Raw genomic sequence first — 16,281 nt, forward strand, 5'->3', positions numbered from 1 at the left:
TGTGTCCGCAACTCAGCCGCACGGGACGGGCGGGTCAGCTCTCCGGGGCGATCGGGTCAGGGTCGGCCGCGTTCTCCGCACCCGCCGTCGGCCCGCCGTGTTCGCCGCTCTGGCGCGCCACATAGGCACGCTTGAGCTCCGCCCAGCGCGGCAACGACACCTGATTGACCGGCGCCGGCTGCGCCTGGTCGGGTGCGGACGGTTCAGCCACTGTCGCTCTCAGTCCCGATCCTTGTCCCGAACGCCATTGGAGGCACTCTGCCGGGAGACGAACTCCCGCTTGAGTGCGGCCCATCGAAGCGCCGAAACATACTGGATCGTTGAATTGTTCGTGGAATCGGCCATTGGGTCTCTCAGTCTCAAACGTGAAGTGAACGGCACGCCGCTGAGCCTTGTTCAATGAATGGACGATCGAGATTGTCACGGTTTGGCATCGGACTGCACGCGAGGGATGTCCCACCGACCCACCACCATCAGTGGACGGGATCGCAACCACAATGATACCTCCGCAGCGGCCGTGGACGGGCATCGGCCAGCCGCGCCCACTAGAGTCCTCTGATGCAACCCCTGCCCCGTGACCCACGCTCCACCGAATCGACCATTGGATCGAGCACCGGGTCGAGGACCGACGCGACCACGGGCTTCGTGCGCGTGCGCGGGGCGAGGGAGAACAACCTGCGCGATGTCGATGTCGACGTGCCGCGCGACGCCATCGTCGCATTCACCGGGGTGTCCGGCTCCGGCAAGTCCTCCCTGGCGTTCGGCACGATCTTCGCCGAGGCCCAACGGCGGTTCCTCGAATCGGTCGCACCCTATGCCCGCCGCCTGATCCAGCAGGGGCACAGCCCGAGGGTTGACGAGATCACCGGGCTGCCGCCAGCAGTCGCGCTCCAGCAGCGGCGCGGCACGCCCAGCGCCCGGTCATCGGTGGGCACGCTCACCACGCTCTCCAATTCGCTCCGGATGTTGTATTCCCGCGCCGGCACATATCCAGCAGGCGCGGTGCGCCTCGAGTCGGACTCGTTCTCGCCGAATACCGCAGCCGGTGCCTGCCCGCAGTGCCACGGGCTGGGCATAGCGCACACCGTCACGGCCGATTCGCTGGTGCCCGACTCGACCCTGAGCATCCGCGACGGGGCCATCGCGGCCTGGCCGGGCGCCTGGCAGGGCAAGAACCTGCGGGACATCCTGATCGTGCTCGGCTACGACGTCGACACGACCTGGCGTAACCTCCCGGCCGCCGACCGCGACTGGATCCTGTTCACCGAGGAGCAGCCCGTCGTGGAAGTTGTGCCCCAACGCGACCGAATCGCCAAGCCCTACCAGGGGCGGTTCTGGAGCGCGCGCAGCTACGTCATGCACACCCTGGCCGACTCGAAGAGCCAGAGCCAGCGCGAACGGGCGCTGCGATTCGTCGAGTCAGGGCCGTGCCCGCTCTGCGGCGGCACCGGGCTGACCCCCGCGGCCCTCACGGTGACCTTCGCCGGCCGGTCGATCGCCGAACTGGCCGCGCTTCCGCTGACCGGCCTCGCCGAGGTCATCCGGCCCACTGCGGTCCTCACCGAGGCCGGCGCGGCCCGGCCGGATGCGGCATCCGGCGAGGTCACCGAGGTCGCCGTCACGCTGACCCGCGACCTGCTCTCCCGGATCGAGGTGCTGCTCGAGCTCGGCCTCGGCTACCTCAGCCTGGCCAGGGCAACCCCCACCCTCTCGCCGGGCGAGATGCAGCGGCTCCGTATCGCCACCCAGCTCCGCTCCGGTCTTTTCGGCGTGATCTATGTGCTCGACGAACCCTCGGCCGGATTGCACCCGGCCGACGCCGAGCCGCTCCTCGTCGTGCTCGAGCAGCTCAAGGAGTCCGGCAACTCCGTCTTCGTCGTGGAGCACAACATGGCCGTCGTGCGCAAGGCCGACTGGGTCGTCGACGTCGGGCCGCTGGCCGGCACCGAGGGAGGCGCCGTGCTCTACAGCGGGCCGATCGCCGGGCTGGCCGACGTGCCCGAGTCGGTCACCCGTCGATTCCTCTTCGCCGGGACCGAGGATGGATCCCGAATCAAGGTCGAGAACGCCTCCGCGGCCCTGTCCCCCGCACCGGCCGAGCCGCAGCGCCGGGTGCCCGCCGAGTGGCTCGGCCTGCACGGGATCAGCCGCCACAACCTCCGTGCCCTCGACGCCAGCTTTCCGTTGGGCGTTCTCACCGCGGTGACGGGGGTCTCCGGTTCGGGCAAGTCCACCCTGGTCAGCCAGGTCCTTGCCGACGCTGTCCGGCATGAGCTACACCCCGGCGGGGCGGCGGCCGACGACACGGTTGTCGCCGGGGCCGACGACACCGGCGACCCGGAATCTCCCGGCACGGTCTCTTCCGCGACCACCGTCGACCGGATCACCGGCCTCGCCACCGTCGATCGCCTCGTGCGGGTCGACCAGAAGCCGATCGGCCGCACCCCGCGCTCCAACCTGGCCACCTACACCGGGCTCTTCGACGCGGTACGATCGGCCTTCGCCGCGACGGACAAAGCCCGCGCACGCGGCTACGGCGCGGGCCGCTTCTCCTTCAACGTGGCCGGCGGCCGCTGCGAGACCTGCCTCGGCGAGGGGTCCGTGGCCGTCGAGCTGCTCTTCCTGCCGGGCAGCTACGCGCCCTGCCCGGCCTGCGGCGGCTCCCGCTACAACCCCGAGACGTTGGAGATCGACTACAACGGCCGCACCATCGCCGAGGTGCTCGGCCTCACCGTGGACGCGGCCGCGGCATTCCTCGTGGACGTCCCGGCCGCCGCGCGCAGCCTGGGCACCCTCCGCGAGGTCGGCCTCGGTTACCTCCGGCTCGGCCAGCCGGCCACCGAACTCTCCGGCGGTGAGGCGCAGCGGATCAAGCTCGCCACCGAGCTGCAACGTGCCCGCCGCGGCCACACCCTTTACCTCCTCGACGAGCCGACCACCGGCCTGCACCCCGCCGACGTGCAACTGCTCCTGACCCAGTTGAACCGGCTCGTCGACGCCGGCAACACGGTGATCGTGGTCGAGCACGACCTCGACGTGGTCGCAGCGGCCGACTGGGTGATCGACCTCGGGCCGGCCGGCGGCGACGCGGGCGGGCGCATCCTCGTCTCCGGACCGCCCGAGACCGTTGCCGCGCATGCGGAGAGCCGCACCGCCGCCTACCTGTCCCGGCGCCTGGCCGACGGCAGCGCCGGCTAGCCCACCGCGGGGCTGCGAACCCGGCTGTCTGCGGGCGCTACCGGTCCCGGATGACCTAGATTTGTCAGCACACCTCATGGCGCGAAGGAGCCTCAATGACCGGTTGGCGTATTCGGGACTTCCATGCAGACGATCTCGACGGCATCCTACAGCTCTGGCAGGAGATCACGGCGGCAAAGACGGAGCCGGTATACGGGCTGTCCGAGGTGATGGCGTCCTGCCAGAAAGACCACGCCGTGGTCGCACTGCACGGCGACGAGGTGGTGGGCGCTGCCGTCGGCCGGGCCGCCCACGCCCAGGGCTGGATCGTCTTCCTCGCCACCCGGCAGTCCTGGCAGAGCCAGGGCATCGGCACCGCCATGCTGGCGGCCCTCGAGACGCGGATGGCGCCGCACGGGATCACGAAGCTCTCCGCACTGATGCCGGAGACCGCCAGCCGGGTCGACGCGTTCCTCAACCGCGGCTTCGAGGTGAAAAAGCAGCTGCGCTACTTCGAGCGCGATATCCCGGTGCAACGAGAGGGCCTGCGCGCACTCAGCGAGGTGGGCGGCCGCATCCTTCCCCGGGACCTGTGGGCCGGGGTCGGAGGCATGCGCAAGGAGAAGGAGCTGCTCGAGCGACGACTGGTCATGCCGTTGGCGAAGCCGGACATGGCCGACCGGTACGGCGTTGTGCCGCCGAAGGCCGTGGTGCTCTTCGGCCCGCCAGGCACCGGCAAGACCACCTTCGCCAAGGCCATCGCCTCCCGTCTCGAATGGCCGTTCGTCGAGGTGTTCCCGTCAAGGCTGGCCGGGGACCCCCAGGGCCTGGCCGGCGCACTCAGGGAGACATTCCTCAAGATTTCCGAGCTCGAGCACGCGGTCGTCTTCATCGACGAGGTCGAGGAGATCGCCGCGCAGCGGGGCGGTGAACCACCCTCGCCCCTGCAGGGCGTGACCAACGAGCTGCTCAAGATCATCCCCGCCTTCCGGGAACAGCCCGGCCGGCTGCTCGTCTGCGCGACCAACTTCATCCGAGCCCTCGACTCGGCGCTGCTCCGGCACGGACGCTTCGACTACGTCATCCCGATCGGTCTGCCCGACGATGCCGCCCGCCAGGCGATCTGGGCGGGTTACATCCCCAAACCGTTCGCCGACTCCGTCGACCTGGCCACCCTGGTCCAGGCGAGCGGCGGCTTCTCACCGGCCGACATCGAATACGCCGCGCGGCGCGCCTCACAGCAGGCGCTGGAGCGGGCGCTCTTCGACGACCCTGGCGACACCGACCCGAGCGGCCCCGGCACCGACGACTACCTGGCGGCGATCCGCTCGACCCGCACCACAGTGTCGGCCCAGGTGGCGGCTGAGTTCTTGGAGGACATCGAGCGGCTCGCCCGGCTCTGAGCGCTCCGGAACGGCGGGCCGCTGGGCGGATGCCGCGGTGTCAGACCCCAGGCCGGCCCGCGGCGTCGCCCGCCTCCTGCATGAACTCCGCCAGGGTGGCCTCGATCGTCGCGTACGACCAGCGGTGGGCGGCGTCGGCGTCACGCTCGGCGAGCGCAACGGCGAGCTGGTTGTGCCGGTGCGCGGAGGGCGGGGTGTACTCGGTGATGGTGAACCGCTTTTCCTCTTCCCTGGTGCGCAGCAGCGCGGCGACAGTGCCGGCGAAGTGACCCATCACGCTGTTGCCCGATCCGACCAGGATCAGGCAATGGAAGGCGATGTCCGACTCCAGGAACCGGCGGCCGTCGCCGGCGAGATCGGCGGCGACCATCGCCGCGGCGGCCTCGGCGACGGCGACGAGCTGGGCATCCGTCATCAGCCGAGCACTCAGCCGGGCGGCGACCGGCTCGATCCCGAGTCGCATCTCGAGCATCTCGCGCATCTGGGTGAAGTACTCCGGCCCCCGGCCGCGCCAGAGGATGATCTGCGGGTTCATCAGGTCCCAGGCCCCTCGCGGGAGCACCTGCGTTCCGACCCGCTGGCGCGGCTCGACCATGCCGAGCGACTGCAACACCCGCAGGGCCTCGCGCAGCACCGAACGGGACACGGCGAAGGCCGCGCTGATCTCGTCCAGGTTCAGGATGTCCCCCGGCGCGTAGCGTCCGTCGACGATCTCCTGGCCGAGGGAGTTCAGCACCCGGGCGTGCAGCCCTCGTTCGCGCCACGAGCCGAGGCCATCGCCAGTGATCATCAGTGCTTCCTTCCGGTGCCGCTCGCTTCCGGTGCCGCTCGCTGCCTGCGCCGCGGTGACCGGTATCAGCAATCGTTTGCGGCGTCCCCGCGATCGTAGCGGCGAATTGCGCCGTCGCTCTTCCCACAACCACGTCACGTATGCCACACTCAATTATCTGATTAATCAGATTTATTACCGCACGGTGTGTCCTTCCACTATGCCGGACCCACAGCCGGCCGGACGACTCCCCGTGCGCCACTTATGACGATGGGGTCGCAGGGACGCGGCCTCGGAATGGACATCCAGATGTATCTCTCCCTTGTGACCGCGGCACCCACGCCGGTTGTGCCGATCACCCCGGCCGGAAGCGACGCCCAGCTGATCATCGCCGCGATCGTCGGCATCGCCGTCATCATCGTGTTGATCACCTGGCTCAAGGTCCACCCGTTCCTCGCCCTCGCGATCGGCGCCGTCGGCGTCGGCGCCGGCGCCGGGCTCGCACCGGGTGCCGCCGTCACCAGCTTCAGCACCGGTTTCGGCGGGACCATGGCGGGCGTCGGTATCCTCGTCGGCTTCGGCGCCATGTTCGGTAAGCTGCTCGCCGACTCCGGCGGAGCCGACCGGATCGTCGACTCGCTGGTCACCCGCTCCAGCGTCCGCACGCTGCCCTGGACGATGGCGCTGATCGGCGGGCTGATCGGCCTGCCGATGTTCTTCGAGGTCGGCCTCGTGCTCCTCATCCCCGTGATCATCCTGGTCGCACGGCGCAGCGGGATGTCCCTCATCCGGATCGCCATCCCCGCCCTCGCCGGCCTGTCCGTCATGCACGGCCTCGTGCCGCCTCACCCCGGCCCCCTGGTCGCCGTCACGGCACTCGGCGCCAACCTCGGCCTCACCCTCGCGATCGGCGTGCTCGTCGCCATCCCCACGGTCATCGTCGCCGGCCCGGTCTTCAGCAAGTTCGCCAGCCGCTGGGTCTCCGTGCCCGTGCCCGCCCTCTTCATCACCACCGAGGACCTGGGTGCCGGCGAGACGCGCACCGCACGCCCGAGTTTCCTGATCACCCTTTCCGGCATCCTGCTCCCCGTTGTGCTGATGCTGGCACGGTCGATCGCCGATGCCACCGCCCCCGGCTCCACCGCGCCGCTCAATACCGCGCTCGACTTCCTCGGTACCCCGATGATCGCCCTGGGCCTGGCCGTCATCTACGCAATGATCGTCTTCGGCCGCGGCGGCGGCATGGATCGCGCCGCCGTCTCCAAGTCGCTTGCCGACTCACTTCCCCCGATCGCGGGCATCCTCCTCATCGTCGGCGCCGGCGGCGGGTTCAAGCAGGTCCTGATCGACACCGGGATCGGAACCGTCATCGCGAATGCCGTCGCCGGCAGCAGCATCTCGGTGCTGCTCCTGGCCTGGTTCGTCGCCGCACTCGTCCGCGTCGCCACCGGTTCGGCGACGGTCGCGACCGTCACCGCCGCCGGCATCCTCGCCCCGGTTGCCGCCAGCCTGGGCGGCACGGATCTCGCACTGATGGTGCTCGCGATCGGCGCCGGTTCCCTGTTCCTCTCCCACGTCAACGATGCGGGCTTCTGGCTGGTCAAGGAATACCTGGGCACCACCGTCGGGCAGACCCTGAAGACCTGGACCATCATGGAGTGCCTCATCTCCCTCACCGGCCTGGCCGGCGTGCTCCTGCTGAACATAGTGATCTAGCGTGTTCGAGAACCAGCAGCCCGTCCTCGTGATCATGGGAATCTCCGGCTCCGGGAAGTCGACGGTGGCAGGCATCCTCGCCGGCCAGCTCGGCTGGGACCTGGAGGAGGGCGACGACCTGCACCCGCAGGAGAACATCGACAAGATGTCGGCCGGCCACGCCCTGAACGACGAGGACCGCGCGCCGTGGCTCGACACCATCTCGTCGTGGATCATCGAGCACACCATGGCGGGCATGCCCGGGATCATCACCTGCTCCGCGCTCAAACGCCGCTACCGCGACGTGCTGCGGGAGCACAACGTGATCTTCGTGCACCTGGCCGGGTCGAAGGACCTGATCGGCCGGCGGCTCGCCACCCGGCACGACCACTACATGCCGACCTCGCTGCTCGACTCGCAGGTAGCGACCCTCGAGGCGCCGGACGCCGACGAGCGGGCGATCACGATAGACGCCGGACGCGCACCGGCCGAGGAGGCCGCCGAGATCGTGCGGCGGCTCGCTCTCACGCCGCGTCCGGGCTCGTCGAGCCTGGGCGCCGCGGAGCCCGGGAAATCCTCGGTCGGCCGCGGCGCCACGGTCCAGGGCGCCTGACAGCACATCGATTGACCGACGAACGGCCCCGTTTTCGCGGGGCCGTTCGTGCGTGGCGGCCGCTCACAGGGTTTCCCTGCCGAGTTCGGCTAATCTGAATGGGTACCGTCGGTGTATCCGGCCGGTTATCGTGCCGCACATCCGTGCCGGGCGAGCGGAGGTGAGATGAACCAGGTCGCCTCCTCCGCGGTGTCGGCCGGCCCCGCGTCGGCCGCACACGGCCCCCTTCGCGCCGTGATCCTCGTCATGCTGACCCTGGTCGCCATGCTCCTCTGCCTGGTCGCGGTCTACTCCGGCGGCACCGGGCATGCCATGGCCCACATGGGGGCAACCAGCATGGCCGCGCCCCGGGCGGCGACCACGAACCAGATGCCGGGCGCGAACCCAGTGGCGGATGCGCTCCCGGCGATTCCCCCAATCGCGGCTGCGCCGGCGACGCGCACCGGTCCGACGATGACCCTGGCCACGTCAGCAAGCCAGCCGGCGTTCTGCTCCAAGTACAACTCGCTCGGCGGCGGCGGCACGGCCGCAACGTCCTGCTCCAACGTGCTCGTGGTCGGCTCCAACGCTATTCTCGCGCGGATGCCGTCCGAGTCGGGTCTGGTCTTCGCCTCCGGCGGCTTCGTCAATGACACCTTCCGGGCCATTCCGCTTCACCTGCATCGCCCCAGCCTCACCCTCCTCTCCATTAGTCGCGTCTAGATCGAACCCGTCCGCGCGCCCTCTCCGGCAGCGTGGATTCGCCGTGTCAACGGCCACCGGTTTCGCACTCTTCCCCGACGAATGGATGACCAACATGCAGCTGTACCCGCGCACCTCGCGCCCACCCATCCTCACTGAGGAGATCGCCGTCATGACGAGCCTCCTCGCGACGCTCTGGAGCGGGGGTTCACGATGATCTCCCCTCGCAGAACCAGGCAACTCGGCTGTGCCGGAGCTCTCGCGACCGGGGTCGCGATCCTTCTGGCCGGATGCGCCCCAGGCCCGGATGCCGCACCTGCCGCCCCGCCAGCCGCAGCCGATGGCTTCGAGCACATCCACGGCCTGGGCGCGGACGCCGGATCCGGTAAGACCTTTGTGGCCACCCACCAGGGAGTGTGGCTGATCCCCACGGACGCGCTGCCTTCCAGCTATCCGGCCAGGTCCTCGGTCGGTGGCATCTCGCAGCCGACGCGGGTCGCCAACCGCCGGCTCGACGTCATGGGCTTCACGGTGGCCGCACCCGGCCTGCTGCTGGCCTCCGGGCATCCCGCTCCCGATCAGCCTTCCGATCTCGCCCTGCCCAACCTGGGTCTGATCTCCAGCACGGATGCCGCGGAAAACTGGACCCGGCTTTCGCTCGCGGGCAAGACGGACTTTCACGATCTCGACGCCGTACCCCTGCCCGGCGACAATCTGCGGGTCTACGGCTACGACTCCGGCACCGGCACCCTGGTGATCAGCGACGACTCGGGCGCGACCTGGTCGACCGGCGAAACAGTGCCGCTGCGAGACCTCGCGGCCAACCCGGCCAATCCGGACCAGGTCTTCGCGACCACGGCCGAGGGTCTCGTCGGCAGCAGCGACGCCGGCCGCACTTTCAGCCTGGAACCCGACGCGCCGACCCTGCTTTTGATCGACGTCGGCGATGCACAGACCGGCGGCGGCCTCGTCGGGATCGACCCGGCTGGCGTGGTCTGGCATCAGGGGTCCGCCGCCGGACCCTGGGTCAAGGGCGGCCGCACCGAGGGTGCCCCCATTGCCCTCAGCTACGTCGGCGGCAGCGTGCCGTGGATCCTCGCCGCGGACAACCGCGGCGTCGTGGCGAGCGATGACTTCGGAGCGACCTGGACCGTTCTCGTCTCGGTAAAGGCCTAGGGCCATGAGCCAGAGATCTACCTGGGGCACGAAGCTCGGAATTACCCCCGGGGGCATACTGACACCGACGGAAAATCCGTCCCACACGAAAGGAGACCAATCATGATGTACGGCTACGGAGGAGGAATGGGATGGGCCTGGGTGTTCGGCCTGCTGGCGCTGGTCGGCATCGCCTTGCTCGTCGTCCTCATGGTTCGGCTGTTCTCCGGCGGAGTGGATCGGAACACGCCGGACCCGCGGAACGCACCGGACCCACGGACACTACCGGCCGGCTCACCCGGCAGGAGCCGCGCCCGCCAGATCCTCGACGAACGCTTTGCGCAAGGCGACTTGACCGCCGAGCAGTATCGTGAGCAGGTTCAGGTACTCGGCGAGGGCGCCTAGTGAAGCCGATCAGCCGCCGGACCGCCGTCACCCTCGGCGGTCTGGGACTGGCCGGCACCGTCGTCGGGGGTGCCGGGCTGCTCTGGACCGCGCAGCCCGGCCGTACCCCGTTCGGCGACACTGTCGCCCGGTCGGCGTTCGGGGCGAAATCCGGCGAGCCGCTGCGCCAGCCGACCGAGCTGAAGAGCCGCGACGGTGTGCTGGAGGTGACGCTGGATGCCGCGCCGGGCCAGGTGCGGATCGGCGGCCGGAACGCCGCCACCCTCGGCTACAACGGCGGCCTCCCGGGTCCGACGCTGCGTGTGCGGGCCGGGGACCGGGTTGCGGTGACCTTGCATAACGGTCTCGCCGACCCCACCAACCTGCACACCCACGGCCTGCACGTCTCCCCGGAGGGCAAGAGCGACAACCCGTTCGTCATGATCGAGCCAGGCGACTCGTTCGACTACGAGTTCCGGCTGCCGGCCGACCACCCGCCCGGCCTCTACTGGTACCACCCGCATCACCACGGGGTCGTGGCCGCCCAGGTCTTCGGCGGGCTCTACGGCGCCATCGTCGTCGAAGACCCGCTGCCGATCCCGGTCACCCGCGAACGCGTGCTGGTGGTCTCCGACCTCACCCTCAACGCCGAAGGCAGCCTGGCCCGGGCCACGGTGGCCGAACGGATGCACGGACGTGAGGGTGAGCTGGTGCTGGTGAACGGACAGCTGAACCCGGCGGTGGACATCCGTTCGGGCGAACGCGAACGCTGGCGGATTGTCAACGCCTGCGTCTCCCGCTACCTGCGACTCCGACTCGACGGGCAGGAGCTGCGGCTCCTCGGTCTGGACTCCGGCCGGTTCGGCAAGCCGAAGAAGGTGGACGAGGTGCTGCTGGCACCCGGCAATCGTGCCGATCTGCTCGTCACCGCGACGGAGGGCGTCGCCGCCCTGCGCGCCGTTCCCTACGATCGCGGGGACGACGGCATGATGGGCGGCAGCGGCGGTTCCTCCCCCTCCGAGGTCACGCTCGCCACGGTGACTGTCGCAGATGCCGGTTCCGGCGGCAACGCCAACGCGCTGGCGCCAATCCCCCGTCAAGCCACACCGCCCGACCTTCGCGGCGCCACGGTCACGGCGCGCCGCGAATTCGTCTTCGAAATGGGCATGGGCGGCATGATGGGCGGCGGCGGCATGGGCTTCACCATCAACGGCCGCGAATTCGACGGCGCCAGGGTGGACACGACCGTGCAGGGCGGCAGCGTCGAGGAATGGACCCTGACCAACGCCAGCCGGATGGACCACCCGCTGCACCTGCACGTCTGGCCGATGCAGGTCATCGAACGTGCCGGCCGCGCCGTGGACTCCGTGCTCTGGCAGGACGTCATCAACGTGCCGGCCCGCTCGGTCGTTCTGGTGCGGATCGCCTTCACCGGATTCACCGGCAAGACCGTGTACCACTGCCACATTCTCGACCACGAAGACAACGGCATGATGGGCGTCATCGATGTCCGTCCGGCCGGCTAACCGCTCACCTGGACTGAGCCGGAAAGATTCAGGATCATGAAACACAACGGACTTTTCCGGCGCGCCACGCCGGAGGCGATCAGGACCGACCGTCTCGCCGACTTCTCCTACCTCGACCCCGGCGTGGTCTATCTCGACTCCGCCTGCCAGAGCCTGCGCCCGCAACCGGTGCTCGATGCCCTGACGGAGTATTACACCAGCTACAACGCCTGCGGCGGCCGGGTGAAATATGCCTGGGGCAGGCGCGTCGACGACGAGGTGGCGGCCGCCCGGCAGGGCGTGCTCGGTCTGCTCGGACTCTCGGGACGCCATTACGCGGTCTCCTTCACCCTGAACACGACCTTCGGCCTCAACCTGCTGCTACAGCAACTGCCGCATGGCCGTTACGCCCGGGTCGTTACCAGCCACATCGAGCACAACTCGGTCTTCCTGCCCACCATGACGGCGGCAAAACGGCTCGGCATCCCCCGGCTCCTGCTCGACCGGGCCGCCGACGGCGCCCTGCTCTACGAACCGGCCCGGCTCGAACGCGCCATCGTGGTCGTCAACGCCGCCTCGAACATCGATGGCCGGCTCCTGACGAACCTGGCCGACCTCGTGCGCGACACGCACGCACGCGGCGGGATCGTCATCCTCGATGCCGCCCAGGCGATGGCCCACGAGCGCGCCCTGCTGCAGAAGACTGACGCGGATGCGATCTGCTTCTCCGCGCACAAGATGTATGGCGCGAGCCTGGGCGTGATCGTCGCCCGGCGCGAACTGCTGGCCTCGCTCGAGCTCGCCTTCGTCGGCGGCGGCATGGTCGCGGATGTCCGTGAGGACTCCTACGACCTGCTCCCGAACGACCCGGGCGCCCTGCTCGAACCTGGGCTACAGGCCTGGGCCGAGATCATCGCCCTCCGCGGGGCGACCGACTGGATCGGCCGGGTTCGCCCCGGCGGCCGGCTCCCGACCGAACACCTCTCGGCCCTGTCGGAGCGGCTCTTCGACTCGCTCTCCGACATCCCCGGCCTGACAATGGTCAACGCCGCGGCCAGTCCGGTGATCAGCGTCTACGCGGCGAAGCAGGATTCACACCGACTGGCCGTCTTTCTCTCCCAATCGGGGATCGCCGCGCGCAGCGGTTACTTCTGCGCGCATCACTACCTCAAGCAACGGCTCGGTCTTCCCCCGCTGCTGCGTTTCTCGCTCGGGCTGCATTCGACCATGGCGGACGTCGACCGGGCACACGACGCCCTCGCCCGCCTCATGAAAGGCCTCTCCTAAGTGTTCTGCATCGCCGCCTTCATCGTTCTCCTCTTCATGGCCGCCATCTCGGCGCGCTACCGGCGTTACCTCGCGAAGGCGGCGAGTTGCACGCTCCGCCGGGTCACCTTCCGCCCCTGCGACACGACCTTTAAGCAAGATCTCAAGGACCACATGCTCGCGCCGCTCGCGGCCCGCCGCCCCGGACTCGTCGGCCCCGCCAGCGTTGCCCTCGAGGTGGTGGCGTTCCTCGTCGTGCTCACGACCATCTGGAGCGGCTACGTCGTCGTCGAGAGCGCGGCGAACCTCTACGTCTACGGCACCTGCAACAAGCAGGACTCTGCCTCGTGCAGCCTGGGTGCCGAGGCCTGCTCGATCCCCGACCAGACCCCCACCTTCGGCGAATCCCTGGCGGCCTGGGACGTCGTCGGTGCGTTCGGCAACGACTTCGTGCGGCTCGGCGAGACGTTCTCCGCGATTCCCTCGCGGATGCAGAACTGGGACGCCTCGGAATACCTGCCGGCGAACGCGACCTACCTGAACGGCCCGGACGCGAAGAAGGAGACGGCGCTCGAGGTGATCGACCCCGGCTGCACCTACTGCCTGCAGCTGTTCCAGAACATCGAGAAGGCCGGGTTCGCCGACCGCCGGAACCTCAGCTACATCGCCTTCCCGATCCAGTCGGCAACGGGCTACAAGTTCCCGAATTCGCTGCTGGTCACCCAGTACCTCGAGGCCCTGCGCCTGAACCCGCTCGCCGACGCGAAGACGCCGGTCGACTGGCAGATCCTCAAGCGCATCTACACCGAGGAGAACGACGAGGGCGTGTCCTGGCAGAGCGTCATCAACGGCGCGGACTCCGCGGAAACCACCGCGCTGCTCCAGGAATGGGCACAGGAGTTCGGCCTGAGCCGGGCGCAGGTCGACACCGTCGCATCCGTCGCCGGTTCGACCGAAGTCGCCCAGGTGATCGCCCACAACAAGACCCTGGTCGAGGAGCGCATCCACACCGTGAAGATCCCGACCATCATCTTCGACGGACGCCGGCACGACGGGCTGGTCTCGGTGGACGACCTGGACTGACCTGGGTCGGGCCTCGAACGGCCGCGAACCGCGTCTGGCAGACTACGGATGGGGCACGGTTCCCGGTCGCCCGAGGCAAAGGAGCTGGCGTCATGGCAACGAATGGATGGATCGGGCTCGGCAAGATGGGCGGGCCGGCGCGGGCATTCTGGACTGCTCCGCGATCGTGAAGCTCGTCGACGGGACTCCCGACAGCAACGCCGGCCCCGCGTGACGCTGGTCGATGGCGCGATCATCGTGCTCGCCGGAATCGCCGCCGGGATCATCAACGTGGTCGCCGGCGCCGGCACCCTGATCACCTTCCCCGTGCTGCTTGCGCTCGGCGTGCCGCCGATCATCGCGAACGTGTCCAACACGGTCGGCCTGGTTCCGGCCTCCGTCGTCGGCGCCGTCGGCTACCGGCGTGAACTGGCGACGCAGTGGCGGGCGGTCGCCTGGATGGCGCTCTTCTCCGCGGTCGGCGGGATCACCGGCGGTTTGCTGCTGCTGGTGCTGCCCGGGGGGTTCTTCGCCGGCGTCGTCCCGTTCCTGCTGCTGGCCGCGCTTCTCTCGGCCATCCAGCCTCGCGTGGCCCGCTTCGTCCGGCGCCGGGCGACCGCGGGACCGGCCGGCACGTCCCTCCGCGACGCCGAAGAGGCGGCAACGGATGCCCGCCCGCTCACCCTCGGGCTCACCCTCGGCGTGCTCGCCACCGGCGTGTACGGCGGCTACTTCGGCGCCGCCCAGGGTGTGGTGCTGCTCGCCCTGCTCGGCATCCTCTGGTCCAGCGACCTGCACCGCGCCAACGGCGCCAAGAACGTGCTCGCCGGGATGGCGAACCTCCTTTCGGCGATCGTTTTCATCGCCAGCGGCACTGTGGACTGGCGGATCGCGATTCTGATCGGCGTCGGCTCGGCCGCGGGCGGCTGGCTGGGCGCCCGGATCGGCCGCAGGCTGCCCGCGCCGGTGCTGCGCACCATCCTGGTGCTCGTCGCGGTGATCGCCGCCGTGGTCCTGTTCGCGACCTGAGGCTACGGCTTCCAGACCATGAGCACGACCACGATGACCAAAAGAAGCGACGAGCTCCCGGATCCCATCGCCACGCGGGAGTAACCGGCGGGCTTGGCCTCGAGGGTGGCCGCCCCCGCTCCGGCGGTGATGGCCTCCGCCGCCTGTCGCATGGCCGGGACGACGACGAACAGGTTGATCGCCAGGGCGATCACATAGGCGAGGATCGAGAGCAGTACCCAGGTCGAGCCGAAGGTGAAGCCGTCCTTGGGGTCTGAGACCCCGAGGGCGCCGAAGCCGAAGAATGCGACGACGATCGACAGCAGGGTGAACAGGTTCACCGACTTCGCCAGCGTGGCGACCTGCCCAGCCTCCCCCGCCCGGATGGAACGCATGGCGGTCATCGGCAGGATGGCCATCGGACCGACAATGAAGACCGCGGCGACGATGTGCAGGGTGTTGAACAGAATATCCATGGTTTCAGCGTAGAGCGTCGCCCGGATGGGATCGGACTGCGTCGCCCGAATGGGATCGGACTGCGTCGCCCGAATGGGATCGGACTGCGTCGCCCGGATGGGATCGGACTGCGTCGCCCGGATGCCCGCTACTCGTCGACGAGCAGGCCGAAGAGGTGACCCGGGCGACGGAGTTCCGGAGGGTCACCAGGCACCTGCCGCGGCAACACCGGGGTGGTCGTCGGGGAGGCCATGGCGTTTGCCTGCCGCGAGCAGGGCCAGGTTCTTCTTTTCCCAGTCGCTCACGGCCTGCCGCTGCGGGTCGAGCACGCGCCCCTCGGCGCAGGCCATGATGGCTCGTCCGCAGGCGCAGGAGCCGAGGCGTGCGGGGTCGTCATGATGCAGCATCCCGAGCCGCCAGATCACGGCCATCGCCCAGTCCCGCTGACGCAGTGCCAGCATGCCGCGGCGTTCGGCGCGCCTGACCAGGTCGTTTTCTAGCACGGCCCGGAGTTCCCCGCTCACCGTGCGGTCGAAGCGGCCGGCGACCAGGCCGCGGAGGTCGTCGAGTTGTCCGGTCAGGGTCAGGATCGTCGCGGCAGCCTCTGCCGCGGCCACCGCAGCCTTTTCGGCGCCCATCCGGTGCACCTCCTGCAGGTCGGCGTACTGTGCCAGCCAGAGTTGCACGTGTTCGGCGTCCCGGCGCTCTGCCTTGTCGCCGCCGAGGTGGTGCAGGCACAGCGCGCAGACGACCTGGTCGGTCGCGGAGGTGAAGGTGAACGATTGCAGTGCCTGGCAGCAGAAGCATTGGGCCCGGATGGCCTGGTAGAGCGGATACGAGTGCGTCACGGTTTCTCCCTGGCTGGCCTGTAGTCGAGCGTAGCCGGTGGTCGAGCACCGCCGCCGGTCGGGCACCTCCATGGCCGCGCACCGCCATGGCCGGGCACCGCCATGGCCGGGCACCGCCATGGCCGGGCTGCGCAGACGCTTCGTCCTCGCTCCCGCGGTGGTTTCGGCAGCCCGCGCCCGCGGTCGCGGCAGCGCCCAGCGGTTTCGGGCGCGGTGTGGGCGGGCGCGGGCTGGGCAGGCCCGCGCGGCCGTGGGATTG

The 16,281-nt window shown here is 69.4% G+C and carries 16 protein-coding genes; 12 read left to right on the forward strand and 4 right to left on the reverse strand.

The window, feature by feature from the left end:
* Positions 1-34: 34 nt before the first annotated feature.
* Positions 35-211: a hypothetical protein gene (locus tag E3O19_RS17725; RefSeq protein WP_166804485.1), complete on the reverse strand. Its 177-nt coding sequence runs from the start codon at positions 209-211 to the stop codon at positions 35-37.
* Positions 212-558: 347 nt separating this feature from the next.
* Here E3O19_RS17725 and E3O19_RS05815 point away from each other — a divergent pair, with 347 nt between their 5' ends.
* Together E3O19_RS05815 and E3O19_RS05820 are read left to right on the forward strand one after the other, a co-directional pair.
* A complete protein-coding gene (locus E3O19_RS05815) occupies positions 559-3,198 on the forward strand; it encodes an excinuclease ABC subunit UvrA (protein ID WP_166804486.1) in 2,640 nt (879 codons plus the stop codon).
* Positions 3,199-3,293: 95 nt separating this feature from the next.
* Positions 3,294-4,580 (forward strand): ATP-binding protein, encoded by a 1,287-nt coding sequence (locus E3O19_RS05820; protein ID WP_134566069.1) that lies wholly within the window; start codon positions 3,294-3,296, stop codon positions 4,578-4,580.
* A 40-nt stretch (positions 4,581-4,620) separates the two neighbouring features.
* On the opposite strand, the gene E3O19_RS05825 is transcribed toward E3O19_RS05820, so the two are convergent.
* Positions 4,621-5,370: a FadR/GntR family transcriptional regulator gene (locus tag E3O19_RS05825; protein ID WP_134566071.1), complete on the reverse strand. Its 750-nt coding sequence runs from the start codon at positions 5,368-5,370 to the stop codon at positions 4,621-4,623.
* Between the two features lie 249 nt (positions 5,371-5,619).
* Between E3O19_RS05825 and E3O19_RS05830 the strand changes: the two genes are divergently transcribed.
* The 10 genes from E3O19_RS05830 to E3O19_RS05870 all read left to right on the forward strand — a co-directional run bounded on the left by E3O19_RS05830 (position 5,620) and on the right by E3O19_RS05870 (position 14,739).
* Positions 5,620-7,065 carry a GntP family permease gene (locus tag E3O19_RS05830; protein WP_420898587.1) on the forward strand — a complete coding sequence of 482 codons (1,446 nt, stop codon included), beginning with the start codon at positions 5,620-5,622 and terminating at the stop codon, positions 7,063-7,065.
* Positions 7,066-7,099: 34 nt separating this feature from the next.
* Positions 7,100-7,657, forward strand: coding sequence for a gluconokinase (locus tag E3O19_RS05835; protein WP_134566111.1), 558 nt, complete (start codon positions 7,100-7,102; stop codon positions 7,655-7,657).
* Positions 7,658-7,822: 165 nt separating this feature from the next.
* Positions 7,823-8,359 (forward strand): hypothetical protein, encoded by a 537-nt coding sequence (locus E3O19_RS05840; RefSeq protein WP_134566073.1) that lies wholly within the window; start codon positions 7,823-7,825, stop codon positions 8,357-8,359.
* 43 nt (positions 8,360-8,402) lie between these two features.
* Positions 8,403-8,555: a hypothetical protein gene (locus E3O19_RS17730; RefSeq protein ID WP_166804487.1), complete on the forward strand. Its 153-nt coding sequence runs from the start codon at positions 8,403-8,405 to the stop codon at positions 8,553-8,555.
* Entirely contained in the window at positions 8,552-9,514 is a 963-nt protein-coding gene (locus E3O19_RS05845; protein WP_134566075.1) for a F510_1955 family glycosylhydrolase, read from the forward strand. Before E3O19_RS17730 ends, E3O19_RS05845 begins: the two co-directional genes overlap by 4 nt.
* A 102-nt stretch (positions 9,515-9,616) precedes the next feature.
* Positions 9,617-9,898: an SHOCT domain-containing protein gene (locus tag E3O19_RS05850; protein WP_134566077.1), complete on the forward strand. Its 282-nt coding sequence runs from the start codon at positions 9,617-9,619 to the stop codon at positions 9,896-9,898.
* On the forward strand, positions 9,898-11,403 hold the full coding sequence (locus E3O19_RS05855; RefSeq protein ID WP_134566079.1) for a multicopper oxidase family protein: 1,506 nt from the start codon (positions 9,898-9,900) through the stop codon (positions 11,401-11,403). Before E3O19_RS05850 ends, E3O19_RS05855 begins: the two co-directional genes overlap by 1 nt.
* A gap of 36 nt (positions 11,404-11,439) precedes the next feature.
* Positions 11,440-12,669, forward strand: coding sequence for an aminotransferase class V-fold PLP-dependent enzyme (locus E3O19_RS05860; protein ID WP_134566081.1), 1,230 nt, complete (start codon positions 11,440-11,442; stop codon positions 12,667-12,669).
* Positions 12,670-13,731, forward strand: a complete 1,062-nt coding sequence (locus tag E3O19_RS05865) for a DsbA family protein (RefSeq protein WP_134566083.1) — start codon at positions 12,670-12,672, stop codon at positions 13,729-13,731.
* Positions 13,732-13,941: 210 nt separating this feature from the next.
* Complete coding sequence (locus E3O19_RS05870) at positions 13,942-14,739, forward strand: sulfite exporter TauE/SafE family protein (protein WP_198413867.1); 798 nt, start codon at positions 13,942-13,944, stop codon at positions 14,737-14,739.
* Positions 14,740-14,741: 2 nt separating this feature from the next.
* On the opposite strand, the gene E3O19_RS05875 is transcribed toward E3O19_RS05870, so the two are convergent.
* Positions 14,742-15,194 carry a DUF2269 family protein gene (locus E3O19_RS05875; RefSeq protein WP_134566087.1) on the reverse strand — a complete coding sequence of 151 codons (453 nt, stop codon included), beginning with the start codon at positions 15,192-15,194 and terminating at the stop codon, positions 14,742-14,744.
* Between the two features lie 183 nt (positions 15,195-15,377).
* Positions 15,378-16,281, reverse strand: a 904-nt coding sequence (locus E3O19_RS05880) for a hypothetical protein (protein ID WP_206750937.1), incomplete at its 5' end; no start/stop codon positions are given.

Source organism: Cryobacterium algoritolerans (assembly GCF_004402785.1).
Lineage (GTDB): Bacteria > Actinomycetota > Actinomycetes > Actinomycetales > Microbacteriaceae > Cryobacterium > Cryobacterium algoritolerans.